The organism is Pantoea sp. X-Soil-ISGK-285 (assembly GCF_059730815.1).
The window spans coordinates 1,509,897-1,536,341 of the sequence record NZ_AP035938.1 but is presented as its reverse complement, the minus strand read 5'-3'; the positions used below and the strand labels follow the sequence as shown (position 1 = coordinate 1,536,341).

36 protein-coding genes and 3 tRNA genes are annotated in these 26,445 nt (G+C 53.4%); 20 read left to right on the top strand and 19 right to left on the bottom strand.

Annotated elements, in window-relative coordinates:
- Window positions 1-8: 8 nt before the first annotated feature.
- From AC6I8B_RS07285 to AC6I8B_RS07250, 8 genes are all read right to left on the bottom strand, one after another.
- Window positions 9-395 carry a tail fiber assembly protein gene (locus tag AC6I8B_RS07285; protein WP_223563916.1) on the bottom strand — a complete coding sequence of 129 codons (387 nt, stop codon included), beginning with the start codon at window positions 393-395 and terminating at the stop codon, window positions 9-11.
- Window positions 367-708, bottom strand: coding sequence for a hypothetical protein (locus AC6I8B_RS07280; RefSeq protein ID WP_497817682.1), 342 nt, complete (start codon window positions 706-708; stop codon window positions 367-369). The genes AC6I8B_RS07285 and AC6I8B_RS07280 overlap by 29 nt, the downstream gene beginning before the upstream one ends.
- Window positions 709-924: 216 nt before the next feature.
- Window positions 925-1,047, bottom strand: a complete 123-nt coding sequence (locus AC6I8B_RS07275; RefSeq protein ID WP_254920038.1) for a hypothetical protein — start codon at window positions 1,045-1,047, stop codon at window positions 925-927.
- The gene (locus tag AC6I8B_RS07270) at window positions 1,044-1,478 is read right to left on the bottom strand and encodes a PerC family transcriptional regulator (RefSeq protein WP_497817681.1); all 435 of its coding nucleotides are present in this window, start codon (window positions 1,476-1,478) and stop codon (window positions 1,044-1,046) included. Before AC6I8B_RS07270 ends, AC6I8B_RS07275 begins: the two co-directional genes overlap by 4 nt.
- Before the next feature lie 12 nt (window positions 1,479-1,490).
- A complete protein-coding gene (locus AC6I8B_RS07265; protein WP_497817680.1) occupies window positions 1,491-2,384 on the bottom strand; it encodes a conserved phage C-terminal domain-containing protein in 894 nt (297 codons plus the stop codon).
- The gene (locus AC6I8B_RS07260; RefSeq protein WP_497817679.1) at window positions 2,362-2,556 is read right to left on the bottom strand and encodes a DUF4222 domain-containing protein; all 195 of its coding nucleotides are present in this window, start codon (window positions 2,554-2,556) and stop codon (window positions 2,362-2,364) included. Before AC6I8B_RS07260 ends, AC6I8B_RS07265 begins: the two co-directional genes overlap by 23 nt.
- Before the next feature lie 186 nt (window positions 2,557-2,742).
- Window positions 2,743-3,291, bottom strand: a complete 549-nt coding sequence (locus AC6I8B_RS07255; RefSeq protein WP_497817678.1) for a YmfL family putative regulatory protein — start codon at window positions 3,289-3,291, stop codon at window positions 2,743-2,745.
- A gap of 28 nt (window positions 3,292-3,319) precedes the next feature.
- Window positions 3,320-3,529 carry a Cro/CI family transcriptional regulator gene (locus tag AC6I8B_RS07250; RefSeq protein WP_089414382.1) on the bottom strand — a complete coding sequence of 70 codons (210 nt, stop codon included), beginning with the start codon at window positions 3,527-3,529 and terminating at the stop codon, window positions 3,320-3,322.
- A gap of 135 nt (window positions 3,530-3,664) precedes the next feature.
- Here AC6I8B_RS07250 and AC6I8B_RS07245 point away from each other — a divergent pair, with 135 nt between their 5' ends.
- From AC6I8B_RS07245 to AC6I8B_RS07190, 12 genes are all read left to right on the top strand, one after another.
- On the top strand, window positions 3,665-4,273 hold the full coding sequence (locus AC6I8B_RS07245; RefSeq protein WP_497817677.1) for a LexA family protein: 609 nt from the start codon (window positions 3,665-3,667) through the stop codon (window positions 4,271-4,273).
- A 132-nt stretch (window positions 4,274-4,405) separates the two neighbouring features.
- On the top strand, window positions 4,406-4,561 hold the full coding sequence (locus AC6I8B_RS07240) for a hypothetical protein (RefSeq protein ID WP_176442671.1): 156 nt from the start codon (window positions 4,406-4,408) through the stop codon (window positions 4,559-4,561).
- 418 nt (window positions 4,562-4,979) lie between these two features.
- Window positions 4,980-5,774: a hypothetical protein gene (locus tag AC6I8B_RS07235; protein ID WP_497817676.1), complete on the top strand. Its 795-nt coding sequence runs from the start codon at window positions 4,980-4,982 to the stop codon at window positions 5,772-5,774.
- A gap of 1 nt (window position 5,775) precedes the next feature.
- A complete protein-coding gene (locus tag AC6I8B_RS07230) occupies window positions 5,776-5,940 on the top strand; it encodes a DUF1317 family protein (protein ID WP_033771331.1) in 165 nt (54 codons plus the stop codon).
- A gap of 11 nt (window positions 5,941-5,951) precedes the next feature.
- A complete protein-coding gene (locus tag AC6I8B_RS07225) occupies window positions 5,952-6,395 on the top strand; it encodes a hypothetical protein (protein ID WP_497817675.1) in 444 nt (147 codons plus the stop codon).
- Entirely contained in the window at window positions 6,392-6,808 is a 417-nt protein-coding gene (locus AC6I8B_RS07220) for a hypothetical protein (RefSeq protein WP_497817674.1), read from the top strand. The genes AC6I8B_RS07225 and AC6I8B_RS07220 overlap by 4 nt, the downstream gene beginning before the upstream one ends.
- Entirely contained in the window at window positions 6,805-7,533 is a 729-nt protein-coding gene (locus AC6I8B_RS07215; RefSeq protein WP_497817673.1) for a DUF2786 domain-containing protein, read from the top strand. Before AC6I8B_RS07220 ends, AC6I8B_RS07215 begins: the two co-directional genes overlap by 4 nt.
- 2 nt (window positions 7,534-7,535) lie before the next feature.
- The gene (locus AC6I8B_RS07210) at window positions 7,536-8,222 is read left to right on the top strand and encodes a hypothetical protein (RefSeq protein WP_497817672.1); all 687 of its coding nucleotides are present in this window, start codon (window positions 7,536-7,538) and stop codon (window positions 8,220-8,222) included.
- Window positions 8,222-8,512 carry an antitoxin PHD gene (locus AC6I8B_RS07205; RefSeq protein ID WP_497817671.1) on the top strand — a complete coding sequence of 97 codons (291 nt, stop codon included), beginning with the start codon at window positions 8,222-8,224 and terminating at the stop codon, window positions 8,510-8,512. Before AC6I8B_RS07210 ends, AC6I8B_RS07205 begins: the two co-directional genes overlap by 1 nt.
- On the top strand, window positions 8,512-8,859 hold the full coding sequence (locus AC6I8B_RS07200; RefSeq protein WP_497817670.1) for a hypothetical protein: 348 nt from the start codon (window positions 8,512-8,514) through the stop codon (window positions 8,857-8,859). The genes AC6I8B_RS07205 and AC6I8B_RS07200 overlap by 1 nt, the downstream gene beginning before the upstream one ends.
- 51 nt (window positions 8,860-8,910) lie before the next feature.
- On the top strand, window positions 8,911-9,138 hold the full coding sequence (locus AC6I8B_RS07195; RefSeq protein ID WP_497817669.1) for a DUF4224 domain-containing protein: 228 nt from the start codon (window positions 8,911-8,913) through the stop codon (window positions 9,136-9,138).
- On the top strand, window positions 9,138-10,160 hold the full coding sequence (locus tag AC6I8B_RS07190; protein ID WP_497817668.1) for a tyrosine-type recombinase/integrase: 1,023 nt from the start codon (window positions 9,138-9,140) through the stop codon (window positions 10,158-10,160). The genes AC6I8B_RS07195 and AC6I8B_RS07190 overlap by 1 nt, the downstream gene beginning before the upstream one ends.
- 105 nt (window positions 10,161-10,265) lie before the next feature.
- On the opposite strand, the gene AC6I8B_RS07185 is transcribed toward AC6I8B_RS07190, so the two are convergent.
- The 6 genes from AC6I8B_RS07185 to uvrY form a co-directional block, all read right to left on the bottom strand.
- Window positions 10,266-10,352, bottom strand: a tRNA-Leu gene (locus tag AC6I8B_RS07185).
- A gap of 10 nt (window positions 10,353-10,362) precedes the next feature.
- Window positions 10,363-10,436: transfer RNA gene (locus tag AC6I8B_RS07180), tRNA-Cys, on the bottom strand.
- Window positions 10,437-10,476: 40 nt separating this feature from the next.
- Window positions 10,477-10,552, bottom strand: a tRNA-Gly gene (locus AC6I8B_RS07175).
- Between the two features lie 150 nt (window positions 10,553-10,702).
- On the bottom strand, window positions 10,703-11,251 hold the full coding sequence (pgsA, locus tag AC6I8B_RS07170) for a CDP-diacylglycerol--glycerol-3-phosphate 3-phosphatidyltransferase (protein ID WP_010246604.1): 549 nt from the start codon (window positions 11,249-11,251) through the stop codon (window positions 10,703-10,705).
- A 69-nt stretch (window positions 11,252-11,320) separates the two neighbouring features.
- Window positions 11,321-13,153, bottom strand: coding sequence for an excinuclease ABC subunit UvrC (gene uvrC, locus AC6I8B_RS07165; protein WP_022625905.1), 1,833 nt, complete (start codon window positions 13,151-13,153; stop codon window positions 11,321-11,323).
- Window positions 13,146-13,805 carry a UvrY/SirA/GacA family response regulator transcription factor gene (gene uvrY, locus AC6I8B_RS07160; protein ID WP_010246608.1) on the bottom strand — a complete coding sequence of 220 codons (660 nt, stop codon included), beginning with the start codon at window positions 13,803-13,805 and terminating at the stop codon, window positions 13,146-13,148. Before uvrY ends, uvrC begins: the two co-directional genes overlap by 8 nt.
- 432 nt (window positions 13,806-14,237) lie before the next feature.
- On the opposite strand from uvrY, the gene AC6I8B_RS07155 reads away from it, so the two are divergent.
- Complete coding sequence (locus AC6I8B_RS07155) at window positions 14,238-14,462, top strand: DUF2594 family protein (RefSeq protein WP_003849983.1); 225 nt, start codon at window positions 14,238-14,240, stop codon at window positions 14,460-14,462.
- A 33-nt stretch (window positions 14,463-14,495) separates the two neighbouring features.
- Here the strand turns inward: AC6I8B_RS07155 and AC6I8B_RS07150 are convergent, their stop codons facing one another.
- The 3 genes from AC6I8B_RS07150 to AC6I8B_RS07140 all read right to left on the bottom strand — a co-directional run bounded on the left by AC6I8B_RS07150 (window position 14,496) and on the right by AC6I8B_RS07140 (window position 17,819).
- On the bottom strand, window positions 14,496-15,107 hold the full coding sequence (locus AC6I8B_RS07150; protein ID WP_029518973.1) for an acyl-homoserine-lactone synthase: 612 nt from the start codon (window positions 15,105-15,107) through the stop codon (window positions 14,496-14,498).
- A gap of 122 nt (window positions 15,108-15,229) precedes the next feature.
- The gene (locus AC6I8B_RS07145) at window positions 15,230-15,952 is read right to left on the bottom strand and encodes an autoinducer binding domain-containing protein (RefSeq protein ID WP_022625907.1); all 723 of its coding nucleotides are present in this window, start codon (window positions 15,950-15,952) and stop codon (window positions 15,230-15,232) included.
- A gap of 1,171 nt (window positions 15,953-17,123) precedes the next feature.
- Window positions 17,124-17,819 carry an extensin-like domain-containing protein gene (locus AC6I8B_RS07140; protein ID WP_069026041.1) on the bottom strand — a complete coding sequence of 232 codons (696 nt, stop codon included), beginning with the start codon at window positions 17,817-17,819 and terminating at the stop codon, window positions 17,124-17,126.
- A 286-nt stretch (window positions 17,820-18,105) separates the two neighbouring features.
- On the opposite strand from AC6I8B_RS07140, the gene cycA reads away from it, so the two are divergent.
- A complete protein-coding gene (cycA, locus tag AC6I8B_RS07135) occupies window positions 18,106-19,500 on the top strand; it encodes a D-serine/D-alanine/glycine transporter (protein ID WP_022625909.1) in 1,395 nt (464 codons plus the stop codon).
- Window positions 19,501-19,546: 46 nt separating this feature from the next.
- Here the strand turns inward: cycA and AC6I8B_RS07130 are convergent, their stop codons facing one another.
- Window positions 19,547-20,521: a metal-dependent hydrolase gene (locus tag AC6I8B_RS07130; RefSeq protein ID WP_157351829.1), complete on the bottom strand. Its 975-nt coding sequence runs from the start codon at window positions 20,519-20,521 to the stop codon at window positions 19,547-19,549.
- A 38-nt stretch (window positions 20,522-20,559) separates the two neighbouring features.
- Window positions 20,560-21,195: an HTH-type transcriptional regulator RutR gene (gene rutR / locus AC6I8B_RS07125; RefSeq protein WP_003849991.1), complete on the bottom strand. Its 636-nt coding sequence runs from the start codon at window positions 21,193-21,195 to the stop codon at window positions 20,560-20,562.
- Between the two features lie 306 nt (window positions 21,196-21,501).
- Between rutR and rutA the strand changes: the two genes are divergently transcribed.
- Genes rutA through rutG form a run of 6 tightly spaced genes read left to right on the top strand, consistent with a single transcriptional unit; the run spans window position 21,502 to window position 26,441 of the window.
- Window positions 21,502-22,593, top strand: a complete 1,092-nt coding sequence (rutA, locus tag AC6I8B_RS07120) for a pyrimidine utilization protein A (RefSeq protein WP_122458926.1) — start codon at window positions 21,502-21,504, stop codon at window positions 22,591-22,593.
- Window positions 22,593-23,306 carry a pyrimidine utilization protein B gene (rutB, locus tag AC6I8B_RS07115; RefSeq protein ID WP_010246624.1) on the top strand — a complete coding sequence of 238 codons (714 nt, stop codon included), beginning with the start codon at window positions 22,593-22,595 and terminating at the stop codon, window positions 23,304-23,306. The genes rutA and rutB overlap by 1 nt, the downstream gene beginning before the upstream one ends.
- Before the next feature lie 20 nt (window positions 23,307-23,326).
- Window positions 23,327-23,722, top strand: coding sequence for a pyrimidine utilization protein C (gene rutC, locus AC6I8B_RS07110; protein ID WP_010246626.1), 396 nt, complete (start codon window positions 23,327-23,329; stop codon window positions 23,720-23,722).
- On the top strand, window positions 23,722-24,531 hold the full coding sequence (gene rutD / locus AC6I8B_RS07105; protein WP_157351827.1) for a pyrimidine utilization protein D: 810 nt from the start codon (window positions 23,722-23,724) through the stop codon (window positions 24,529-24,531). The genes rutC and rutD overlap by 1 nt, the downstream gene beginning before the upstream one ends.
- A gap of 19 nt (window positions 24,532-24,550) precedes the next feature.
- Window positions 24,551-25,066, top strand: a complete 516-nt coding sequence (rutF, locus tag AC6I8B_RS07100; protein WP_029518970.1) for an NADH-dependent FMN reductase RutF — start codon at window positions 24,551-24,553, stop codon at window positions 25,064-25,066.
- Window positions 25,067-25,112: 46 nt separating this feature from the next.
- Window positions 25,113-26,441 (top strand): pyrimidine utilization transport protein G, encoded by a 1,329-nt coding sequence (rutG, locus tag AC6I8B_RS07095; protein WP_010669797.1) that lies wholly within the window; start codon window positions 25,113-25,115, stop codon window positions 26,439-26,441.
- Window positions 26,442-26,445: the final 4 nt, after the last annotated feature.

The following is a 26,445-nucleotide window of genomic DNA, read 5'->3' as shown; positions in this document are numbered from 1 at the left end:
GTCTAAGCTCAGATGGCAGGAGTATCAGGCCAAGATACTTCTGGAGCAGTTTTCATATCAAGTTCATTTAATGAGTCAATATAATCCAGCCATGAATTCAGCTTTACCTTATCACTATCGCTCAGTCTTCCTAACAACAGTTTTGTCTGCCAGATACTGATCGCATCAGTGGCGACATTCAACCGATATTGCCTTTCCTGATCTGCTATAGAGGCATAATCGATAACTGGCGCAGTAAACTTACCTTTGAGATAACTCCACCCATATTCGGGCTGATTTTTTTCTTCTGTCACATTTACCCAGGTAAATGATTCAGGAAACATTTCCTTCATGTCGCCATCGGTTTCAAATATCTCAGCGACTAAATCATTTTCTATACGCGCATACAAAGCCATTATGAGTATTCCTCAAGATAGATGATTCCTGGTGCACCCATGTTCTGACCTGCTGTGTTTGCAGCCTGGTTGCCGCCACCACCTGAGCCCGGAGCACCATAATCAGATTGACCTGTTCCTGTTCCTGCTTTCCTGCCTCCTCCCCAGTAAGAAGCGCCACCATCACCACTTCCATAGCCTCCCAGTGATGAGTCTGTCGCGTCACTGCCGTAACCACCAGACAAGTTAATGTCGCCGCCAGACCCAACGCCTGGCGCGCCACCGCCACCGCCAGTTGCGTAACCACCACCTGTGGCAGCGCATTCTGTGCCAAAGGAACTGCTGCCGCCTGGTGATCCACCCACAGCCCTTGCACCTACGACTAAGGTGTACGCATCCTGAGTGAGCGTCACTAATTTAATAGCAGTTCCGCCAGCACCACCACCTCCTCCTGGAGGTGCCGTGGCAGACGAGCCTCGGGCTCCAGAACCGCCTGCACCGGTATCGGTATCGCTATTTTTCTTGTCGTCGTAAATGCGCGCTAATGTGCTCATGCTGTGGTCAGCTCCCATGTCAGGACAATAATCAGTGCGGCAATCATCACCGCTGCGGTGCGGATGGCCTGGTAGAAAATCTCATTGCGTTGGTAGTGGCTCTTCAGGTGCGCTTTCATTGGCGATCCTCACTCAGGAAGCTTTCGCCAATACGGCCTGTATCAAGCCCGCCATAGCTGCCACAGTTCAGGGAACCCTCTGCTGCACAGCGGTCGCAGTTCTCTTTGGCTTCGTTACGTGATGCATCGAAATTGGCCACCAGCATTGCTTCACGCCATACCCGTGCTGCACGCAGCCAGAACCCTTTGCTCTCCAGTTCTGTAGCCTGCTTCGCCAGGTGGGTGTATTTCTCGCTCTCAACCGGTAACGGGGCGGTGTTGATCGAATAACTCCAGTCGCTGGCACGCTTGAGAGTCCCTCTGGTGAACAACGGTTTGATAAAGCGCTTCACTGAAGTCTCATGCAGGCCAGTGAGCTTGCAGAGATCGCGCACCTTCAGCGGGCCATTGCGGGTAATCAGTTCAAGAATTTTTGATTCGTGGTTGATCATGATTTTCTCCCGTTAACCGCGAAAGCCGTGAGGCACTGAGCTGTCAGGCTGTGGAATGACAGTGATATCCCGCTGCATGTTGCGCTTCAGGGCATTCCACTCAGAGCGTGGCGGGCGACCGGCCTTATCCCACTTGGCCGCTGACTGGAGATAGCCAGGCAGGTTGCCGGGGATGAACAGAGTTTTGGGCCGCATGTACTGGTATTCCTCAGTGCCTTCCCAGTGGGCATGTTTGTAATCCACCACCAGACAAAGCTCTTCGACCGTAAATGCATCTTTCAGCCGGGATTTGATGTGACCCATCGACGACTGCGCCTCTGTGTGCTTAGCGCCAGTAACTTTGTTCAGGTGGCGTAATACTTCCCGAGAACGATGAAGGGTTGACCACTCATCGTCTGGTTGCGTCGCAACCTGACAAGAAGGGGTTGTTGTAATCTCTGTAGTATTCTCTGTTGTATTCTCTGTAAGATGAGGGCAATTTGCCCCGATGGATGAGGGCATGTTGCCCTTATCGATTGGTGCAGGCTGCTCTAATCGATTGGTGCAACTTGCACCCTTCGATGAGGGCAAATTGCCCTCATCGGTCAACAGTGGGTTTGCGTGGTTAATTGCGTAATAATTAGTCCGATCATGCTGAGATTTTTTCAGCTGCTCGACAAAAATCAAATTGTGCTTTTTGAGAGAGGTCAGAGCGCGTTTAACCGTGTCAGACGACCAGAACGGGAACTGATTAGTCCACTCTTCGATAGTGTTATAAACCCAGCGTTTGCCGTCATATTCGACGCCGGATGTAGTGTCTTCCAGCCAATAACAAATCTGCTGCAGCACAATTGCCTCATTCAGACCAATGCGCTGCGCAAGCTCAGGGCTTATCACCAACGGTTTAACTTTCAGAAGTAGGCTCATGAATTACTTCGACCTCCCTGAAATACTGCTTGAACCGTTCGAGAGAACTGAAGCACTCGCCATGTTCGTAGTTGTCGCGCAGGTAGATAACCCTGTCGCTCTCTGGCTCCCAGCGAATGACCCGCACAGGGATGCCGCGCTTGTCGCGGAAGATTCGGTCGAGCTCTCGCATTTGGTCGCCTTCATTCGCTGGTTAGCATTGCCCACAGCCCAGTCAACAAAGCTGTGGTTAACTTCTTCGCTGACGCCTGGTACATTGAGCACATACCGCAGCGGCTCACTGCTGAGACGTCCACCAGCTGAAGGAAGGCAACGGAATTGCGGTAACCCTGATAATCTGATTAAATTGATCACGCGATTAGTTCTCCACACACGTTGATTTAGTCGCATCGAACGCCGCGGGCTGCAATCCTGCGGCGTTCACCTTTTCTGGCGGGCAAAACACGCGATACAGCAGCGTCAGATGCTCCTGCCACTTAGCCATAACCTGATAGCTGTTCTCTTCAATCTGCTCGCGCTCCGACGCATCAATCACGCCATCGGCGGTTGCTTTACGAATGTAGGCAGAGTGCTTGCCAATCCACTCAACTGACTCCATCAGTCGCTGATTGATATCCGCGTTATCAACATCCTCAATGTCCACCAGCGGAACGTTGACGCTGTTTGACTGGCGGGATACGGCGTTAGCGATGTACTTGGTGCCGCTTGCCTGTTGCAGGACCATCGCCCAGCCCATTGGGAAAATCTGATCGCCATTGGTACGAAGACGGTTGAACAATGCATCTTCAGTCACGCCCAACCATTCAGCTGCTTCTGCATACCCGCCCGGTAGACTTGAAATAGTCTTCTTGATTGCTGCCACCAGCCATGCCGGTTGTTTATCTACTTGCCAATGCTTTTGATCCACGGTAGTCCTCTGCTTTCTGTGGTTATCTTTACGAAGCGTTTGAAGTAGGCTTGTCGTAAAGGGACGGTTGGAATTTGAGCTTGCCTTTAGTGCGGAAGGCAGCTTCGGCGGCACGGCCTTTTGGAATTAAACCGCCCGGACGCTTTCGCCACTGATAAAAGGCTTCTGGTGAAACATTGAAAAAGGCTGCCGCCTTGTTTGGCGTACCGAAAAACTTCTCTAAATCACTGGTAGTCATAATGGCCTCCCCTAAGAATTCTTAGATAGTATTTTCTAAATTAACTTTGGTCAATAAAAACTAAGATAACTTAGTTACTTTTCATTTAGGGGATTTACTGTGAGCTCTCTTGGGGGGCGCGTTAGGGCGCTACGCATGGAAAAAAGGCTGACGCAGGGTCAGCTCGGTAAGGCAGTAGGCGTTTCGGACGTGACCGTAGGCTATTGGGAGCGCGATCAGAACACACCCGGAGGTTTGAAGCTTTCTAAGTTAGCTTCTGCGTTAGGTGTAAGCGAAACGTATTTATTGTACGGTAAGGAAGATGAATCAAACATTGCGCCAGCGCCTATCGGCAGCATGAAGGTTCCAGTAATAAGCTATGTGCAAGCTGGAGTCTGGAGCCCTGAATGTGATGCGCGCAATTTAGAAGGGAATATTGATTACGTGTTTAGCACTGGTAACTTCTCACAGGGAACGTTTGCCTTAAAGATCAAGGGCAAGTCGATGGAGCCAGATTTTGTTGAAGGTGACCTTATCCTTATCGATCCAGAGCTTAGCCCTCAACCTGGCGATTATGTTGTGGCTAAAAATGGCGAAGACGAAGCGACCTTTAAAAAGTACCGAGCCAGAGGTGTAACTGAAGACGGCAAGGAAATTTATGAGCTTGTTCCTCTGAATGAAGACTTTGCTGTACGCAGTTCAGCCAAAGAAAAATTTAATATCATTGGCGTTCTCGTCGAACATCGTCGCCTTATGAGGCGTTAAACATATAAAAAAATTTGGAGCCTAAATTTATTTAGGCTTTTTTCTTGACCTCAAATCTAAGTTATCTTAGATTAATTGCAGATTACTTAGCCGCGCTTGCAGGCGCCGTTTTTAAAAGTGTGTGGAGAGGCAATGAAAATGATCAAGAACATGTCGAACACAACGGTCAGGGACCTGATTACCTTTTTGAGGCTCTTTCCAGATGCTGATGTTGTCTGTTGTGGTGATGCCGGTGTGGTGAGTGTGCAGTGTGATGTTGAAAACGTGGTTCGCGGACCAGCGTTTTAAGAGTACGGAATTGCTGTGTTGGCGGTTACTCATGAAGGTTTGTTTAACCGCCCTTTTTTCATAACGGTGAGAGCATTGCAAGAGCTGGAGCATGGGCAGCTATCAGGCGGGCCTGAGAACCTTTCTACCTGATAGCTGGAATTAAGCAGTGCTCTCCCCGTTGTGGTGAATGCGGCCAGCGCGCGCGGAAGACTGACAAAGATTGCACACAGTCTAAGAGTTTCCGCTCTGGTGTTTGTCAGTCTGACCAGAGCACCGGGAGGCACCCGGCACCGCAGCAACCTTTCAAGTGTGTGGAGTAATCGGGCTGTGGGTTATTGCAGTAACCCACCAGCCAACTTAAACGAATCCCAAAAGTTTTTTATTGCCATCACTGGCAAGGGATTCATGCAACCAAAAATCGTGTGTGGAGACAGAAATGAGTAACGAAAACAATATAGCTAACAGCCTGGCAACAGCAATTGCAGCGCACTGCTCAGAGTTTGAAAAGTCACCTGAATTTGCTGACATGGTGCGCAAGCACGTCACCAGCCTTTATGAAGAGGCCATCAAAGACACGTTCCGTTGGGGGGAATTCCCGAAGGCGGTGAAGAAGGCGCTGGAAGGTGCGCTGCCCGCGAATATCAGCGAGTTGGTCGATCTGCCGCGTTACAACCTGCTGATGGCGAAAGAGCTGGCCGCGACATGGGAAGGTAACGCCGTGTCTGAACGCTTGGTCACCTCGATGCGCGAACATGTGCTGGAGTTCGTAAAGTCGCACGAGGTCCCGAAATATATCAAGGCATCTGACCTGTGGACGGCATACTGCGAGCAGCACGAGGAAGAAGCCGCTTCTGAGGGCTGGGAGGCTCCGCAGGTAGTCATTGATGATGAGCGTGATGGCTTCTTCTACATAGGCTTTGAGAAGGAACCCGCGTCCGAAAGTTCGTACCGCAGAAACCGAAAAGACAAAGCGCACGAGTGCGAAGTTTATCTCGGTTTCCATGAGCAGTTCAATCGTGAAGGTAACGATAAGACGCCCATGATGCACGACGGCCACCCGGTCTATGAGCTGTTTAATGGTCAGCTGGAGCATGGTGACACTCTCGGCAAAAGGCCGGTTCAGTTCCGTTCAGATTTCGAACGGCTGGTAGGAGCGCTTTACTACGGAAACAGCCTGCTCGTTCTCGACGCTGATGATGCAGACGAAATTTGTTATCCAGGAGTCTACTGAGATGCAAAAGCCAGATGATCATATCACCGTTGGCATCATTACCCTGCCCTACAGCCATATCCTGAACGGCTGGATTATGCCTGATGGCTCGGTAATCAGTAATCCCATTAAGGCGCAGCGTGAAGCTGAGCGGCTTAATAAAACCATCAACATCACCATCCACTGAGGGCCAGCAACATGCTTTCTTCTAAATCGAATAAAGAAGTCGTCGCTGCTGGCCACCAGTTCGCCAGGAGTATCGGTAAAGAAACCTCTCTGCTGGAAATGGCAAAGATGGTTAGTGAATTGGCTACGCGTCTTGATGTTGCCACCGTCCGCGCCAGCCTGATGGCTTCAGAGGTTCTGCGCATCAACAGCGTGCTACCTGACACCATTTCAGCCCTACAGGCTGCAGGCGCAGACCTGACGCTGATTGATGACCTGAATGCAGCACTTGCTACGCCAGCCTGCGACCAGTGGATTCGAACACTGCGTGGTGAAGCACTCGGTGAGGCACGTCGGGCTGTAGCAACTATGGGTAATCAACAGCTGCCAGGCACCTTACAAGCGATCAACATCATTTCCCAAATGGAAATGGATTTGCTGCGCTCACGTACGGTAACGCTAAAGGTGGTGTCATGAAAAAGGTCGCCCAATTTCGCCGCAGTAATGGCCCAAATGCTGGTTTCAGTGAAAAGCTCGCCTGGCAGTTATCCAAAGGCCCGGCAACGGGTCGGGAGCTGGCGCAGCAACTCGGTATGACCCTCAGTGAGTTCAACCGTTTGGTTCTTCACATCATGCGCCGCGGTGGTGAAACACTTCAGGTTGAGGCATCCAATCAGGTCTGTCTCGGTGGCGGATCAATTGACCGCACTTACACCCTGGTCAGAAATCCGCGCCGGGTTGCGCCCTCGCCATGTAAGCCAATGGTTATCAACTACAGCAACGACCGTTCTGAAGAGGCTATTAAGCGCCATCGTGAAGCAGCTGTACGCCGTGCTCGTCTGATTGCCAGCGGGCTGTATCTGGAATGTATTGTTGGGAGTGCTGAATGATGGACGCAACCGCCAAAAAGAAATACCTCTCCAAAATCCAAAAATTGATGCGCCTGGCTGAGAACACCAGCAGCCCTGCAGAAGCCGCCAGTGCCATGTCAAAAGCGCAGGCATTCATGCGGGAGCATGGCCTGAGTGAATCAGAGGTCGTGTTCTCTGAAATCAGCACCAGCGATAGCAAAAGCTCTCCGAGTGATGCTGAAAAGCTGCCCCGTTACATGATCTTCCTAACTCAAACCATCGAAAAAGCCTTCGCTGTGAAATGCCTTGTGGGTTGGAGAGCAACCTCTGGCTACCGCTACAAACGCGTCGTTAGTTTTTACGGGTTGGATAACCGTGATGTTGCAGCTGCGTACATTTTCGACGTTCTGACACGCCAGATTAAGCAGGCGCGAAAAAACTTCATTAACGAGCACTGCGAAAGTTGGCTTGCTTCGAAGCGAAAGGCGGCACTGGCTGACCAATTTTGTGAGGGCTGGGCCTCTGGTGCCTATCACGCAGTGAAAGAGCTTGTCATCGATGAAGAGCAGGAGGCCAAAATGAGTGCCTACGCTCAGAAACTGAAAGATGAGGGCATGGGTAAAGCCAAGGCCCGCAACAGCAAAAATGCTGATAAACCCTCTCATGCCAAATATCTGGGCTATCAAGAGGGCATGCACGCAAAAGTTTTCCATGGGGTGGATGGTAGCTCTAATGGCCCTGCGTTAATCGGTATGGGGGAATGACTATGCGTGAACGCCCAATCCTCTTTAACGCCGACATGGTTGGTGCAGTTCTCGACGGCAGAAAGACGCAGACGCGCCGGATCATCCAGTCAGCGGCAAAAAATATGCAGGCTCGCGGCCATGAGGTGATTTCCCACCGTGCAGCAGGCGACAAATGGTATGGAGACTACGTCTATTCCATGCGTGATCGCAGCGGCGTATGGCAGGACTTCACCAACGACCAGTTTTTGGCTAAATGCCCTTTCGGTGTTGTTGGTGATCGCCTGTGGGTCCGTGAGACTTGGATGCCTGACGCGCCGCGTGATGGCTCGTGGGGAGATGTTGAGTTTTACGGCTGCAAAGGTTCTCCGCTAAGCATGATACCTGAGCGCTATCGCAAGCCTGAGCATTGTATTCACCGGGCTTCATGGGATGGGAGCGAAATGGTCGGCTGGACGCCCTCCATCCACATGCCGCGCTGGGCTTCCCGCATAACGCTGGAGATTACCGGCGTTCGTGTGGAGCGGTTGCACGCCATAACGCTTGGGGATATCTGCAAAGAGCTTGGTTGTGGCCTGTATGACTTCCGACCTGCCACTTATGGCTTCAAGGTATGGGAAGAACTCTGGCAATCCATCTACGGCGCTGACAGCTGGCAGGCTAATCCGTGGGTGTGGGTAGTTGAGTTTAAGCGCGTGGAGGTGGAGTGATGTCCACCAAGGCAGATTTGCAAGCCAGGGTTGATGAGCTGGAAAAGGATAATCAGGCTCTAAAAAAACTTTTGGCGCGGGCAGAACGCGAGTTGAATGACAAGCTTTATCCCGAAGAACTGCCGCCCTTGCCAATCCCCTACCTCATTACTTGTCAGATGAAGTATTACCGGATGCCGTGGGAGCCATTCTGGTGTTACGAACATCTTCAATGGTGCGATGAGTTGGATAGCAGCTTTCCATATTCAATGGCTGACAACTCATGCCCTGTTTGTAGAGGTGCTGAATAATGGCAAAGTCACCCGCCGAACGCAAAGCAGCGCAGCGTGCCCGCCAGGCCGCTGCCGGTGGTAAAAAGCTGGAGCTGGCGCTGGATAGTCAGGAACTGGAGATGCTGGCGCAGAACTGCGCCGCACGCCGCCCCGGTCGCGAACCGTATGAGCTGAACGAGTATATCGCGCTGTTAATCCGGAAAGACTCCGCTGAGCTGGCGCAGCAACTTGAGGCTCTGGCCCACCAGCAGTGCGGGAAATGCAAAGAGCAGTTGCCGGTGCAGTCATGCCCTTGCCAGGGTGAGGCGGCGTGCTGGGCCACCAGCGGATGGCACAAACTTAAATTGAATATCAATACGCCGTGACCTGTCACAGCTAAACAAACCTGATGCAGCAGGAATGTGTGGAGAAACTATATGTCTGATATAAACAACGCAATTATTTCTGATGCCGATATCGAAAAAATAACCGGCTATAAAATCCCGTCTAAGCAATGCCAGTGCCTGAAACAGGCAGGTATATTTTTCGTCGTTCGCCGTGATGGTCGCCCACGGACAACTTGGCAGCATTTCAATGACCCAATATCGTCGCGCAAAGCCACAGAAATGATTCAACCTGAACCCAACTTCGGAGCATTGGATTAATGGCTCGTGTTCGCAAAAATAGTGCTGATGCCTGGATGCCGCCGCGCGTTTATCGTGGCAAATCGGCCTATGAGTTTCATCCCAAAAACGGAGGCGCTATACGCCTCTGTGCACTGGATGCAGCTCAGTCCTCAGTATGGTCGGCATATGAGGCGCTGATCAATGAAATACCTGATGACAAGCTGCTGGCGTCACTGGCTGAACGTTTCTTCAAATCGGCTGATTTTTTTGAACTTGCTCGTGAAACGCAGCGGGATTACCTGAAGTATTCAAAAAATGTTTTAGCTGTCTTTGGTGCCATGCCCTCAGATGCAATTCGTCCTGAACACGTCAGAAAGTACATGGACAGGCGCGGATTGAAAAGTCGAGTTCAGGCCAACCGGGAAAAGGCGTTTATGTCCCGCATGTACCGCTGGGGCTATGAGCGTGGCATGGTAAAAGGTAATCCGACCAAGGGAGTTAAAAAGTTTAAGGAGACCTCGAGAGATCGATATGTGACCGATGCAGAGTATCAGGCTCTGTATTCATGTGCGCCGGATATTGTGAAGATAGCAATGGAACTGGCCTACCTCACTTGCTCCCGACAAGGTGATGTTCTCGCAATGAAAAAGAGCCAGATCATGGATGAGGGTGTACTGATCAAGCAGAGCAAGACCAGTGTTGCTCAGATTAAGGCGTGGTCACCACGATTTGCTGCAGCAATAAAAATGGCATCTGGACTACCGCTAAAGCCAGGAATGAGCAGTATCTTTATACTCCACCAGCCTAATGGCTCGGGCTACACTCGCGATGGGTTTAACAGCCGCTGGAGTGCTGCACGTGAGGCGGCAAAGCTTAAATTTCCGGAGCTTCTTTTTGATTTCACATTCCATGATTTGAAGGCCAAGGGTGTGTCTGATCTGGAGGGAGATTTGTACGAGAAAAGAGCCATAACAGGGCATAAGAACGTTGAGCAGACTGCCGCATATGACAGGAAAATAGTTATTGTCCCTGTAGTTGGAGGGCAGGCAAAGGGGAAATAATATTAGGAAGAGGTATTAGGAATAGTAATTCAGATACAAAAAAAACCGCCTCTGTGGGGCGGTCATACGACACTGCTTATCATTGATTTTATTGGTAATTCGATATGGTGCCCGGGGCGGGACTTGAACCCGCACAGCCTTACAGCCGAGGGATTTTAAATCCCTTGTGTCTACCGATTTCACCACCCGGGCAGGGTGTAACTGGAGGCGCGTCCCGGAGTCGAACCGAGGTACACGGATTTGCAATCCGCTGCATAGCCACTCTGCCAACGCGCCTTAAACTGATGTGCCGTCAGGTTAACCTGACCTGCGAATCTGGAGCGGGAAACGAGACTCGAACTCGCGACCCCGACCTTGGCAAGGTCGTGCTCTACCAACTGAGCTATTCCCGCAATTCAGCAATTTCGTCGAACCTGCTGATTTTATTTATCTTCTGGCAGCCTGGCTGCCGTTCGATGCGATGCATTCTACTTAGATGACGCAATGAGTCAATAAAATTATCCTCACAGCGCGTCCGTTTGCTGCTTTTTAAATCGTATCGATCACGGTTCGAGCAGATCGCCGCGCGCGGCGCTTAAATACTGGAACATAGACCAGAAAGTCAGCACGGCAGCAATGTATAACGCCACCACACCAATCGCCACGACGGTGGCATCAGGACGCCACAGCAAGGCAAACAGTGAGAACATCTGGGCAGTGGTTTTCACTTTACCAATCCAGGAAACCGACACGCTGCTGCGTTTACCAATCTCCGCCATCCATTCACGCAGCGCAGAGATAATGATCTCGCGTGCAATCATGGTGGCGGCGGGCAGCGTAATCCACCAGGCGTGGAAATATTCCGCCACCAGCACCAGCGCAATGGCCACCATCACTTTATCCGCTACCGGATCGAGAAACGCACCAAAGCGTGTCGTCTGCTTCCAGCGGCGCGCCAGAAAGCCATCAAACCAGTCGGTGATGGCAGCAAAAACAAAAATCAGTGCAGTCGCCAGCGGCGCCCAGGTGAACGGCAGATAGAAAGCCAGCACAAAGAACGGGATGAGCACGACTCGAAACAGGGTGAGACACGTCGGAATGTTTAATTGCATATGCCGGTAACTGTCTGGATATAGGTAGAATTTAGCCTATGTTCCTACATTGCCCCCCCCGTTTCAATGCTAGTGTTTCAACGAGTAGTATATTTTTTCTGCCAGAGCATGTGAGATACCGGGTACATTGGCGATCTCCTCCACCGACGCGTTCATCAGCGGTTGCAGGCCCCCCATGTACTTAAGCAGTTGCTGACGCCGTTTCGGCCCCACCCCTTCGATGCTTTCCAGTGCGCTGGTGTTCTTTACTTTGGCCCGTTTTTTACGGTGGCCTGAAATGGCATGATTGTGAGCGTCATCACGAATATGCTGGATCACATGCAGCGCTGGTGCATCGGGTGGCAGCGAAACGCCCTCACCTTCCGCTTCAAAAAACAGCGTTTCCAGTCCGGCTTTACGATCGCTGCCTTTCGCTACGCCGAGTAAAATCGGCCGGCTTTTGTCCCAGGGCACATCCAGTTCCGCGAAGACCTGCTTCGCCTGAGACAGCTGGCCCTTACCGCCATCGATCAGAATTACATCCGGGATCTTATCTTCTTCAATCGCTTTACCATAACGGCGGCGTAGCACCTGATTCATGGCGGCGTAGTCATCACCCGGCGTAATGCCGCTGATGTTGTAGCGACGATAATCGGCACGCAGCGGACCATTCTGGTCGAACACCACGCAGGAGGCGATGGTCTGCTCACCCATGGTATGACTGATATCGAAACACTCCATGCGTTTAATTTTGTCCAGCTCAAGAAACTCCGCCAGCGCCATCAGCCGCTGATGAATTGTGGAGTGCTGTGACAGACGCGTGGTTAACGCCGTCGCGGCGTTGGTGCGTGCCAGTTTGAGATAACGGGCGCGATCCCCGCGCGGCTTGCTCTGAATACTCACCCGACGCCCGGCCAGCTCACTGAGCGACTCTGCCAGCAGTTCACGCTCTGGCAAGGTAAAGTCCAGCAGAATATCGCCAGGCAGCGTACGTGCCTCGCTACCCTGCAGGTAGAACTGCCCGACAAAGGTCTGAACGACCTCAGCCAGATCGGTATCGACGGGCACTTTCGGGAAGTAGCTGCGGCTGCCTAACACTTTGCCCTGACGGATAAACAGCACGTGGAGACAGGCCATGCCCGCTTCATAAGCCACACCCATCACATCAAGGTCATCGCCCTGATTCGAGACAAACTGCTTTTCGGTGATACGTCGCACAGCCTGAATCTGATCGCGCAGGCGTGCCGCCTCTTCAAAGCGCAGGCCCATGCTCGCCTCTTCCATCCGTTTGACCAGCTGGTTAAGAACCTGATCGTCTTTACCCGCCAGGAACAGGCGCACGTAATCGGTCTGCTGTGCATACTCCTCCTCACTGACCAGTCCCGCGACACAGGGACCCAGACAGCGGCCAATCTGATATTGCAGACAGGGCCGGGAGCGATTGCGGTAGACACTGTTTTCGCACTGGCGGATAGGGAAAACTTTTTGCAGCAGTCCCAGCGTTTCACGAACCGCATAGCCGTTGGGGAACGGGCCAAAGTATTCGCCTTTGGCATGCTTTGCACCACGGTGCATCGCCAGCCGCGGATGGGTATCGCTGCTAAGAAAGATGTAGGGGTAAGATTTATCGTCGCGCAGCAGCACGTTGTAGCGCGGCTGGTAGAGCTTGATGTAGTTATGCTCAAGCAGCAGCGCTTCGGTTTCGGTGTGGGTTACGGTGACATCGATGTGCTGGATATTACTAACCAACGCTTCGGTTTTGCGGCTGCCGACCTGAGTGCGGAAGTAGCTGGTCAGACGCTTCTTCAGGTCTTTGGCTTTGCCCACATAGATGACGGTGCCTGAGGCGTCATACATGCGGTAAACACCGGGCTTGCTGGTTACCGTACTCAGAAAGGCTTTGGAATCAAAAACGTCATTCACTACTGATTAACGGCTCCGCATTATAGAGGCCATGTCGAATGGCCAGATGCGTTAACTCTACATCGCCACTGATATTCAGCTTGCTGAACATCCGGTAGCGGTAACTGTTAACGGTTTTAGGACTGAGATTTAACTGCTCGGAAATTTCCGTCACCTTTTGTCCACGGGTGATCATCAGCATAATCTGCAATTCCCTTTCCGACAAACAGCTGAAGGGGGATTCCGCTTTTTGTGGCTCAATCTGACTCAGCGCCATCTGCTGAGCGATATCTGAAGCGATGTAGCGCTGTCCGGCATTGACCGAGCGAATCGCATTGATCACCTCCTGCGGCGCAGCCCCTTTACTGAGGTAGCCTGCAGCCCCCGCCTGCATCACTTTCGCAGGTAGCGGATTTTCCGTGTGAATGGTCAGCATGATGATTTTGATATCGGGATTGTAACGCACGATTTTGCGCGTTGCCTCCAGTCCACCGATGCCCGGCATGTTCATATCCATGAGGATCACATCAACCTGATTGGCACGGCACCACTTAGCGGCATCCTCGCCACAGTTGACCTCTCCGACCACGGCCAGACCTTTGACATCCTCCAGGATGCGACGGATTCCGGCACGGACAAGTTCATGGTCATCAACAAGAAGCACACTGATCAACGGGGAAACTCCAGAGGCTAAAAAAAGAGGAATCAATTAACGAATACAGGCGATAATCATACCCGCTTTTACCTCAAAAGCACATCAACAAAGCAAAACAGTCGACGCTTCGCATAACGATTTCCAGCCCCGTGCAGCCAGCAATAACAGAGATTTCTTACAACCGACAGGCGTACTGAATAATCCTTAAACTCTTACTATTTCATGGTATTAACACCAGACTTTGCTGTGCCTTATCGCTGCAGGCCCTTGTGATATCTGGCCCGGCAACACCTGTAATTACTTTCAGCGATTGATTAGTTGTACTGGACAAACCAGCTCTTTATAGCGAAGCGAACCGGCTGCTCCAGCAACTTACTGACCCTGTGATATACTCACGCACTGCTGTTCGGACAGATTGCCGACACATTGTCATTCACCAAGGAGAAACGCATGAGCGATGAAGATTTTGCAACTTCGCAGGAAGCCCGGAAATTAGCGGATGAAATCGCGGGTCTGAAGATGATGATCACCCTGATCCTGAAAGGTATGGGCCAGGCTGATGCCGGCAAAGTGATTATCAACATGGAACGCTATGTACAGACGCTGGGCGACAAGCCTCAGGCGGAAGTATTCAGCAATACCATTAAGCAGATCAAAACAGCCTACCGTCAGTAAGCTTGCTTGCCCCCAGCCGCGGGGGCAAATTAATTAACTGTGCGCCTGCCAGTTAACCGAAACGCCCAGCGTAGGCAGAACCTCTTCCGGACTAAAGCGCCGCGTTCCCCGATACTTTTCAGCCAGCGCTGGCTGAACCACCGGAATACGGATCGCAAACAGATTATCTTCTGACAGAATAAGTCCCGGCGTCAGCGGCTCATACACCACCTGATGCTCTTCAAACATCTTCTCCAGCATCGGCGTTGCCGAACTGATGATGTATTCCATACCGTTCAATTCTGCCAGCTGCACGGCGTGCCAGAGAATATTCAGTGGCAGTTCAGCGTCCACATCCAGCCGTGCCGAGAAGCGCGACATTTCCCACACTTTCTCATGGCTGAAAGGCAGTACGATGCCTTCACTCAGTTCAGGTTCGAACCAGGGCATCAGACGCGCACAGCCGCTGATGCCCTCCCGCGCATTCCATGCGATCAGCCAGGTGACATCTGAACGATCGTAGCGATCATATTCCTGTCCTGGCGTGCTCAGACGTGGCGGAATTGACCACCCTTCGCCGCGCGCAAAGACGCTGTATCGGTAGCTGCCGAGTTCGGCAAGCAAAGAGGATGGCATATCCTTTAATTGCGTTTGCACTATTTTCATCATGCGCCTCTGACATCCCCATGTTTGCAATGATTTCTTTGCGCCAGCCTGGCAAAGTCCCGGCGCAGAATAGACAACAGACCTGTGCAAAGGAACGGCGAAATGTAGCCGTTGCTTTATGTTCAGATCAGTCCGATTGCCGCTGCATAGCAGGCAATCTGCGTTTTATTGGAAACATTGAAACGCTTTTGCATATTTTTTTGGTGAAAGTTAACGGTATGTTCAGAGATGGATAAAATAAGTGAAATTTCGACCGCCGTTTTTCCTTCGGCTGTCCATTTCAAAATTTCCAGCTCGCGCTGACTAAACTCTTTTTTTAGTACCATCATTGCATCATCGCTAAAGCGTTCCAGCGTATCCAGACTTAGTTCCGCTAAAAGGTGTAGTTTCACCTCCAGCTCAGCATGGCAGAGCTGGACAGAAATGGGCTGTTGCGACGATATAGATAATATACCAATGACGCGATTTGGTGCCATTGCAGAGCAAGAAAATCCGCTCTGCAGCCCATATTCTCTCGCCTCACGCCACAAATTGCCGGCGTCAGCGAACAGTTCCTCCGTCCACGCCATGCCTCTGCCCGGTCGCTGACACAACCTGAGCACCGGATCGACAGCGTAATAATTCTGCTTCTCATAGCGTTTAACCCATAGTTTGGGATAGGTGCTATGTAAATGAATACGCGGTCGGGTAAAAGGCACCGGGTGCTGAATCAAAAAGGCAAAATAATCGAAGCCTAATGATTCAATAAATTGTTGCAATAACGGCTTCAATTCAGAAGAAACCGTTAATGCCTGAAATTGTTCTTTCGCCTCAGCTCGCCAGGCGAAATAATTTTCAGTACTCATATTGCCTCAGCGTTAATTTCACTCGCCCTTCCGGTAATATTCATTCAGATTCATCGGATAAAATAAATTTGCAGAAGAAAACTAATTTATCGTGCAGGACGAACCTGTCCCGATCTACAGCGCATTTAACCTTTCACCGTTGGAGCGGAGTGAAAAAGTGTTCCTGCCTTTACAAGGTGAGGCCGATCACAGCAATTTCAATCACCCCACAAGAATAAGATTTTTCTGATGGGATTTCAATCCCTGACCTCCAATGCAATTTTTTCTCAGACTTGAAAAGTCTGCTGAAAATATTGAATCGCGATGCTGATTGTTGGGTAAATAACGAGTAAACAAGGCGTTAATTACTCCATTATAAGCGAAGCGGCAGTGGCAAATTTCTGACATATTTTTTATCAGGAAATAAGACCGGCTCTGTCATTGCAGCCATCAGGACAGGCTTCGTCAGACGTCCCCGCAGCCCCTGTGGCGTCTGCTGAGGCAGCTAACCGGCTTGCTGACCGCGCCACGCGCTTGCAGGTTACAGACCTGTCCCGGTTTTCAGTGGCAGCCCTGTAAGCGTAACGATGTGCTGTTTAATAAACCTTTTCTGGTCTCCTCTACCCGACCATGCTCTGTGCCCGTCGATTCACATCCTGCTGTGGTTTATCGACTTATCTGACTGCAAATACCTGATCCAGGACAGCGCGTCCGTAAAAGTCGCCTTTACTTACTCTGCTGTCTGACCGCAATACGTGGCGGAGATCACTATTTACGGCGTAATGCTCAGCACTGACTCTATTTTAATCAGTTAAATCACTTTCCCGATAGTCACGCAACTAAATCATCTGAAAATAAATTTGCAGGTAAAATCCGTTCTTTTCTTAATCACGCACTTTTTTATTTATGCGATACCTTTCCCTTATTTCTGCCAGCGCAATCATGAAATAATTTCATCATGCCGCCAGCAGGCGCTGAGCAAATGACGCTGAGAATCTGCACAAGGGTTTTATCCCGCAGGCATCGTTTTATTCTTACAAATGGCCCTGAAATCGGTTTTTTTAGGAGCATCCAGACCTGTTGTCAGACTATTTCAGTAAGGGATCAGGTTCAGCAATGATAACTGGATGGGTTTTACTGGCACCATAAGAACATTTCTTAATCAAACACGGTATTAATCCTGTCTGATGATTTATCGGCAGTAGCCTGCACCTCGCATACCCAGATGAAAATGTGAGGCGTGAGCGGCGTTATAGTCCGGCCCCAGCGCATTGCCGAATACCTCACAGCCGCCACGCCACAGCGTATGAAGCATTGCCGCTTTTTCTTCCGGCTGTTGCCAGTGACGACTGACCTCAAGCCGCTGGCCATCAGCCAGCTGAAAGCCTGTCACATCCCAGGCATCGGCGGTGGCATGTTCACTGAGCCGCCCCTGAGCGCGATGATAAATATTACGGCAGGCGTAACTGCCGACATGGGTAATTCGTACCAGTGGACTGTGCAACTCTCTGGCGATCTGTTCACGACTGCGCAGAGCATACATGGTGCTGGCGACGGCCATAGGGCAACTGGCCAGAAAGCTGCTGCTGAGGCTGACCGGGCCAAATTTCTGAACCCGCAGCGGATGACTGAGCGGACAGTGACCCGTGACGTCCGGACGCTCGCTGAAGCTGACCCAGCCCGCCTGTTGAGCGCGGCGCATCACCGCCAGACATGCGTCAGGATCGCTGGCCAGCCTTTTCATCTTAATCTGCGTCATCCAGCCCGGCGGATCGGTAACAGAGAGTGGCGTAAAGGGATTAAACTGCGGCGGCAGATGCTGCTTAAGCCAGGGTAAGCTGACCCATCCCAGCGCAAGCAATAGCAAAAACAGGATAAGCGTGCGCATAGTCCCTCTCGCAGCATGATGATTAGCAAACAAAAAGTGTAGAAGCGCATCGCCCTTCACGCCGCCTGACTGACATAACGTGATGAATAATTACCCAGGCTGACGAAGGTTTGAACAAAATCGCGCTTTATTGCCGCTTCCGGGACGGCAGGCATCACAATTGGTAAAAAAGCGTTACCCGATTCCGGCTCTCTTCCTCTATCTTATGCCGACTTGCCCTCAGGCAGACGCCTTGACTAACAGCCAGCAGAGCTGAACACAACATCACGACAGGAAAGACAATTCTATGGTTGATCAATCTAAAGAAACCGCAAGCACCCACGAGACGCCCGATAAACTCCAGCGCAATCTGCACAATCGTCACATCCAGCTGATCGCCATTGGTGGCGCTATCGGTACCGGCCTGTTTATGGGCTCAGGTAAAACCATCAGCCTGGCTGGCCCCTCGATCATTTTTGTCTATATGATCATCGGTTTTATGCTGTTCTTTGTGATGCGCGCCATGGGGGAGCTGCTGCTCTCCAACCTTGAGTACAAATCCTTTAGCGATTTTGCCGCTGATCTGCTTGGCCCGTGGGCGGGCTACTTTACCGGCTGGACCTACTGGTTCTGTTGGGTGGTAACCGGCATTGCCGACGTGGTGGCAATCAGCGCCTATTTCCAGCTCTGGTTTCCGGGCTTCTCGATCTGGATGAGCGCCCTGCTCTGCGTGGTGGTTTTTCTGGCGCTCAATATTGCCACCGTCAAGCTGTTTGGCGAGATGGAGTTCTGGTTTGCGATCATTAAAATCGTCGCCATTGTGGCACTGATCGTAACCGGGATTGTGCTGGTATCGATTCACTACCCCTCACCGGGCGGCGGCACAGCGTCACTCAGCAACATCTGGGATCACGGCGGCATGTTCCCGAAAGGCCTCAGCGGCTTCTTTGCCGGCTTCCAGATTGCGGTGTTTGCCTTTGTCGGCATTGAACTGGTGGGCACGGCAGCGGCTGAAACCCACAATCCGCATAAAGTGTTACCGCGCGCGATTAATGCGATTCCGTTGCGGGTCATTATGTTTTACGTGCTGGCGCTGATGGTGATTATGGCGGTAACGCCCTGGACCCAGGTGATGGCCGATCGCAGTCCGTTTGTTGAGATGTTCGTTCTGATTGGTCTGCCTGCGGCTGCGAGTATCGTTAACTTTGTGGTGCTGACTTCTGCCGCCTCCTCAGCCAACAGCGGCATCTTCTCCACCAGCCGTATGCTCTATGGCCTGTCGCAGCAGGGTGTGGCCAGCCGCGCCTTTGGCCGACTCTCTGCCCGTGCGGTGCCGACTACCGGCCTGTTTTTCTCCTGCCTGTGCCTGCTGATTGGTGTGGCGTTGATCTACCTGATCCCGGATGTAATGAAGGTCTTCACGCTGGTGACCACCGTCTCGGCCATTCTGTTTATGTTCGTCTGGACCATCATTCTGTGCAGCTATCTGGCCTACCGTAAAAAGCATCCGCAGCGCCATGCGGAGTCGGCATTTAAGATGCCGCTGGGCAAATTCATGTGCTGGGTCTGCATGGCATTCTTCGCATTTGTGCTGGTGCTGCTGACGCTGCAGGAAGATACGCGCCAGGCGCTGATGGTTACGCCACTCTGGTTTGCCCTGCTGGGTGTCGGCTGGATGCTGCGTAATCGTCGTAGCCGCTAATCGGTAATATCATGAAAAAAGCCCGGTCAGATGACCGGGCTTTTTTTTACAGGCGATCGCCCAGCGCAGAGAAAATGGCGGATAAAGAGGGGCGTTCATAAGGTAAGCGCTGCGGCCGGGGATCGGGCTGCTGAGGCGTGCCCAGACCAAAGGTGAAGGTATACTTATCGCCTTCGCCCATGCGCAGGTCGGCAATCGTCGTCTGCCCGTCCTGCTCACGCAGTGCGTAGAAGCCGTGGCTGAACCAGGCGACACGTTCTGCATACCAGCTGCCCCGAAAGGCGTCGAACAGTTCAGGATGACGCGGATACCACGCCACCTGCAGTGGCCGTGAGGGCGACAACAGCGACCAGTAAACTTCGCCATAGCGATCCGGCGTCATAATCACGCTGCGCCATACCAGCGTATTAAAGGCCGTGGGCGTCACCAGCACTTTATTGTCCGGAATACCCTGCTCCGCCAGCGACGCTCTGATCTGCCAGCCTGCGACGCCCTGAATCACCACACTCCAGACCAGATAAAGGGTACTCAGCATCAGCCCGAGCCGGTTTCCGCGCAGCCCTTTATCACTGCGCCGCCAGAGCGCGACGCCCAGGCCTGCCAGCAGCGGCAGGGTATAGAGTGGATCGACGATGTAGATACTGCCGATGGCATAAGGATAATCGGTAATCGGCAGGCCAAGCTGGGTGCCATACACCGTCATCAAATCGAGCAGCGGATGGGTAATCAGCGCCAGCCAGATGGCAGGCCACCATGCTGCCCACTTCACCCGCTGGCGAAACAGACCCGCCACCAGCCATGCAACCAGTGGCGAGAGCAGCGTGAGCCAGAGCAGTGCATGCGTTTCCGTGCGATGCAGGGTCATGTTGCGTATCGCATCGCCATGATCAAGAAAGACATCAAGATCGGGTAAGGTGCCGCAGACGCCGCCCACCAGCGCGGCCTGCCAGACCGGTACCCGACGTCCCATCACTGCGACACTGACTGAGGCACCCAGCACCAGTTGCGAAACAGAATCCATTGATTAACTCCGTACCTGAACCGTGGATGTATCCTGAATTAGCGTACGCGAATCCCTTCGATGATCATGCGCTGCACATTATCAACAGCCTGATCGAAAAACGCCGGATCGCTGAGCGTCTGGCCGGTAACGGCCTCAACCTGAGTGGCAAAATCGGCGTAATGCTGCGTGGTGGCCCACAGCATAAAGATCAGATGCTGCGGCTGTACGCCCGCCAGACGTCCTTCATCAATCCAGCGTTCAATAATTGCCGCTTTGTCATCCACCAGCTGCTTAAGATCGCCTGCCAGCTCCCCTTTCAGAAGCGGAGCACCCTGCAACATCTCCAGACAGAAGAGCCGGGAAGCCTGAGGATGATCGCGCGACACTTCCAGCTTCAGCCGGATGTAGCGCCGAATCGCGACCAGTGGATCCTGATCGTGCGCCAGCGCGCGCAACGGTGCCAGCCAGACATCCAGAATCTGCTTAAGCACTGCCACATAGAGCACTTCTTTAGAGGGAAAATAGTAGAGCAGATTGGTTTTAGAGACATCGGCCAGCTCGGCCACCTTATCGAGGCTGGTGCCGTGAATGCCAAACTGTGAGAAGAAGGTTAATGCCGCTTCCAGTATGGCGGCCCGCTTCGCTGCGACCGCACGCGAACGTCGCGTTGGCTTTTTTTCATCGGTATTCACACGTTTACCTCATCCTTCTGGTGTCAGCGCATCATAGCAAAGGGATTCATCGCTGCCCAATCCGCGCCCTGCACCTTTTTTGCTCAGCCTGCATGGAAAACGTGCAGCGAATTTTGACCAGATGGTCTGAAATGGACCAGTTACTCCACTTACCTCTTTCGGGTTAATTTTAACTCACTGTTATTTAAAACAATAAAAAAAGTGGCACACAGTTTGCAGAATTGTGACTGAGCGCGGCCCACACGGACGATGCAGGATGCAGTGCAGCGCGTGAAACACCTTTCCCCCATCGCAACGAGGTTTCACATGAAGATAGGCGTCTTTATTCCGATTGGTAACAATGGCTGGCTGATTTCGTCCAATGCGCCGCAGTACATGCCGACCTTTGAACTGAACAAAGCGATCGTGCTGAAAGCAGAGCATTACCATTTCGATTTTGCGCTCTCGATGATCAAACTGCGCGGCTTCGGCGGAAAAACCGAGTTCTGGGATCATAATCTCGAATCGTTCACCCTGATGGCAGGCCTGGCCGCCGTGACATCACGCATTGAGATCTACGCCACCGCCGCCACCCTGACGCTGCCTCCGGCGATTGTGGCGCGCATGGCGTCCACCATCGATTCCATTTCAGGCGGTCGCTTTGGCGTCAACCTGGTGACCGGCTGGCAGAAACCGGAATATGAACAGATGGGAATGTGGCCTGGCGATGAGTACTTCAGCAGCCGCTACGCTTATCTGACCGAATACGTTACCGTGCTGCGCGACCTGTGGGGCACCGGAAAATCGGACTTTAAAGGTGAGTTCTTCACCATGAACGACTGCCGGGTGAGTCCGCAGCCGCAGCGCCCGATGAAGGTGATCTGCGCCGGACAGAGCGATGCCGGTATGGCCTTCTCTGCTCAGCACGCCGATTACAACTTCTGCTTTGGTAAAGGTGTTAACACGCCTGCCGCGTTCAGCTCTACCTCGATTCGCATGAAGCAGGCCGCTGAAAAAGCGGGCCGCGATGTCGGCTCCTATGTGCTGTTTATGATCATCGCTGCTGAAACGGACGAAGAAGCGCGGGCGAAGTGGGAACACTACAAAGCCGGTGCGGATGAAGAGGCGCTCTCCTGGCTCACCACTCAGAGTCAGCAGGACACCAAATCGGGCAACGACACCAACGTGCGCCAGATGGCGGATCCGACCTCGGCAGTCAATATCAATATGGGCACCCTGGTGGGGTCGTATGCCAGCGTGGCGCGGATGCTGGATGAGGTTGCGCAGGTCGAAGGCACCCACGGCGTGCTGCTGACGTTTGATGACTTCCTGCAGGGTATCGAGAACTTCGGGCAGCACATTCAGCCGCTGATGGCCTGTCGCAGCGCCCTGCTCGACGCACAGCAGGAGGTGGCATGATGGCTACTGTTTATTGTGCTCACACGCCGGATGTTCCCCAGGTTGAACTGCCGGCGCGGCCAGAGCCGATCGCCTTTCCGCCTGGCCAGACCGCGCTGATTGTCGTGGATATGCAGAACGCCTACGCCACTGAAGGCGGCTATCTCGATCTGGCGGGCTTCGATGTTTCCGCCACCAAGCCGGTGATTGCGAAAATCCATCAGGCGGTGACGGCAGCCCGTGCGGCAGGTGTCCAGATCATCTGGTTCCAGAACGGCTGGGACAGTGACTATGTAGAAGCGGGCGACGCCGGTTCCCCCAATTTCCACAAATCGAATGCCCTGAAAACCATGCGTAAACGGCCTGAACTGCAGGGGTCGCTGCTGTCAAAAGGCGGCTGGGATTACGCGCTGGTCGATGAACTGGTGCCACAACCCGGTGACATCGTGCTGCCGAAATCGCGTTACAGCGGCTTCTATAACACCCCGCTCGACAGCATGCTGCGCAGCCGCGGGATCCGTCATCTGATGTTTACCGGCATCGCCACCAACGTCTGCGTTGAATCGACGCTGCGCGACGGCTTCTTTCTGGAGTACTTCGGCGTGGTGCTGGAAGACGCCACTTATCAGGCCGGCCCGCCCTTTGCTCAGCAGGCTGCCCTGTTCAATATCGAAACCTTTTTTGGCTGGGTATCGGATGTCGATACCTTCTGCGAAAGCCTGAATGCCCGCTAATCCACGATAAGGACGACGCTATGCCGAAAAGTATTATTGTTCCGCCAGGCACCACCACCCCCATCGCCCCGTTCGTTCCCGGCACGCTGGCGGATGGCGTGGTCTATGTCTCGGGTACGCTGCCGTTTGATGCTGACAACAACGTGGTGCATGTGGGTGATGCCGCAGCGCAGACCCGCCACGTGCTGGAAACCATTAAAAAGGTGATTGAGACCGCCGGTGGCAGCATGGCCGATGTGACGTTTAATTCGATTTTTATCACCGACTGGTCGAACTACGCCGCGGTGAATCAGGTTTATGCCGAGTACTTTCCCGGCGAAAAACCGGCGCGCTTCTGTATTCAGTGTGGGCTGGTCAAGCCTGACGCGCTGATTGAGATCGCCAGCGTGGCGCACATCGGCAAAGCGGAGGTCTGATGCAGCTGGATATTCTGGGTCTGCAAAATCCCGATGCACCGACACTGGTGCTCTCATCCGGTCTGGGCGGCGTGGCGGGTTTCTGGCAGCCGCAGCTGGCCGCGCTAACGGCACGCTATCGGGTGGTGACCTATGACCAGCGCGGCACCGGTCGCAGCGCTGACAGCCTGCCGGAAGGCTACAGCATGGCGATGATGGCGTCAGAACTGGCCGCCGCGCTGGCGCAGCACGGCATCCTGCGCTTCAGCCTGATCGGTCACGCGCTTGGCGGTCTGATGGGGATGCAGCTGGCGCTGGATTATCCGGATCGGATCGAACGGATCGCGGTGATCAATGGCTGGCTGGCGCTGCATCCCCATACCCGTCGCTGCTTTCAGGTACGCCAGGACCTGCTGCTCAACGTCGGCGTCGAGGCATTTGTCCGCGCTCAGCCGCTGTTTCTCTATCCTGCGGAGTGGATGGCGCAGCATCAGACGCGGCTGGATCAGGAAGATAGCCATCACGTCGCACATTTTCAGGGAATGGAAAATCTGATGCGCCGGCTGCACGCCCTGATGAGCGCCGACTTCAGCGCGCGGGCTGCTGCCATTCCACAACCGGTGCTGGTGATTGCCAGCCAGGACGATCTGCTGGTGCCGTGGAGCTGCTCAACTGAGCTGGCCGCGGCCCTGCCCAATGCGACTGAACAGATGATGGCCTGGGGCGGCCACGCCATGAGCGTCACCGCCCCCGAAAACTTTAATGCCCTGCTGCTGCAGTGGCTGGATCAGACTGATGACGTGCAGCCGCTGCAGCGCGTCGTCGGATAACCTTTTCGCGGAGAACACGATGAGCCTGGATACCCTTACCCCTGCCGTTGAGAAAACTGAGTTTCGTAATGCGATGTCGCGGCTGGGTGCTGCGGTCAACATCATCACCACTGAAGGCCCGGCCGGACGCGCAGGCTTTACGGCCTCGGCGGTGTGCAGCGTCACGGATTCGCCGCCGACGCTGCTGGTCTGCCTTAACCGCTCTGCCTCGGTTTACCCGGTGTTCCGCGAAAACATGCAGCTCTGCGTCAATACGCTGGCGGCGGGCCATGAAACGCTCTCCAATCTGTTCGGCGGCAAAACGCCAATGGCTGATCGTTTTATTGCCGCTGAGTGGTCAACGGCCGTGACCGGCTCGCCGGTGCTGAGCGGCGCCGTCGCGTCCTTTGACTGCCGCATCACTCAGATTGTCAGCGTCGGTACGCATGACACGCTGTTCTGCGAAGTCGTGGGGTTAGTGCGCAATGATGACACCCACGGTCTGGCGTGGTTTGACCGGGGATACCATCCCCTGTTGCGGCAGGATGCCTGTTAACGCTTCCCTGAATCCCACCGGCATTCATAACGCTCTGGAGTAGACGATGGCACGATCCTGGTTTCCGCAATGGCAAAAGAAGTCGGCATTAACAGAAAACGGTATTATCGCCCCGGATGAGACCCTGCCTCTGGGGCAGACGCTGGTGCTGGGTTTACAGCATGCGGTAGCGATGTTTGGCGCAACGGTGCTGATGCCCCTGCTGATGGGGCTGGATCCCAATCTGGCCATTCTGGTCTCGGGTATAGGCACGCTGCTGTTCTTCTTTATCACCGGCGGTCGGGTGCCCAGTTATCTCGGGTCGAGCGCTGCCTTTGTCGGCGTGGTCATTGCGGTAACCGGCTTCAGTGGTCAGGGGCTGAATCCCAATCTCAGCGTGGCGCTGGGCGGCGTGATCGCCTGCGGCCTGCTCTACACGCTGATTGGTCTGGTGGTGATGAAGTCCGGCACGCGCTGGATTGAAAATCTGATGCCGCCGGTCGTGACCGGTGCGGTGGTGATGGCTATCGGGCTGAATCTGGCCCCGATTGCGGTTCACAGCGTCTCCGCCTCGTCATTCGACAGCTGGGTTGCGGTGATGACCGTACTCTGCATTGGTCTGGTAGCGGTATTTACCCACGGGATGATTCAGCGACTGCTGATTCTGGTCGGCCTGATTCTGGCCTGGGCGATCTATGCACTGCTGACCAACGGTCTGGGGCTGGGTAAGCCGGTCGATTTTACGCTGCTGTCACAGGCTGCCTGGTTTGGTCTGCCGCACACCACTGCACCCACCTTTGATCTGCAGGCGATGGTGCTTATCGCCCCGGTGGCGATCATTCTGGTGGCTGAAAACCTCGGGCATCTGAAAGCGGTGGCGGGTATGACCGGACGCAATCTCGATCCTTACATGGGACGCGCTTTTGTTGGCGATGGCCTGGCCACCATGCTCTCCGGCTCGATCGGCGGCAGTGGCGTCACCACCTATGCCGAAAATATCGGGGTGATGGCGGTGACCAAAGTCTATTCTACGCTGGCATTTGTCGCCGCGGCGGTCATCGCCATCCTCGCCGGTTTCTCGCCGAAGTTTGGTGCGCTGATCCACACCATTCCGGCCCCGGTGATTGGCGGCGCATCCATTGTGGTGTTCGGGCTGATTGCGGTAGCAGGTGCACGCATCTGGGTACAGAACCATGTTGATTTAGGCCAGAACAGTAACCTGATCATGGTGGCGACCACACTGGTGCTCGGAGCCGGGGATTTCGCGCTGAAAATCGGTTCTTTCACGCTGGGGGGTATCGGTACCGCCACCTTTGGCGCGATTATCCTCAATGCGATTCTGCGCCGACGCAGTGCGGCAAAGCAGGACAAGCCACTGGCGCGACAGCAGGGTTAACGAC